Source organism: Pseudonocardia sp. D17, from assembly GCF_036984265.1.
GTDB lineage: Bacteria > Actinomycetota > Actinomycetes > Mycobacteriales > Pseudonocardiaceae > Pseudonocardia > Pseudonocardia benzenivorans.
This window is the reverse complement of record NZ_BPRG01000223.1, coordinates 1-524: the sequence shown is the minus strand read 5'-3', so window position 1 is coordinate 524 and position 524 is coordinate 1. Positions and strand designations below refer to the sequence as shown.

At 71.8% G+C, this 524-nt stretch carries 1 pseudogene; it reads left to right on the top strand.

The annotated features are described in order from the left end of the window. A pseudogene (locus PSD17_RS31660) lies at positions 1–524 on the top strand (IS256 family transposase); the annotation flags it as partial.

Sequence of the window (524 nt, the reverse complement as noted above, 5' to 3'; positions counted from 1 at the left end):
CCTGGTGCTCAAGGTCCGTGAGGGCGGGTGGGTGGTCAACGTGCACGCCCTGCTCGCCACGGGTGTGAACGCCGACGGGCATCGAGAGAGATCCTCGGGCTGCAGGTCACCTCCGCCGAGGACGGCGCCGGCTGGCTCGGGTTCTTCCGCGACCTCACCGCCCGCGGGCTCAGTGGTGTCCGGCTGGTCACCTCCGACGCCCACGCCGGCCTGGTCGCAGCGATCGGCGCGACCCTGCCCGGGACGGCCTGGGAGCGGTGCAGGACGCACTATGCGGCCAACCTGATGGCCGCGACCCCGAAGGCGTCCTGGCCGTGGGTGCGGGCGCTGCTGCACTCGGTCTACGACCAGCCCGACGCCGTCTCGGTGCACGCCCAGTTCGACCGCGTCCTCGACGCCGTCGCCGACAAATTGCCGAAGGTGGCCGAGCACCTCGACGACGCCCGCGCCGACGTCCTGGCGTTCACGAGCTTCCCGAAGGAGCTCTGGCGCCAGGTCTGGTCGAACAACCCCTCCGAGCGGCT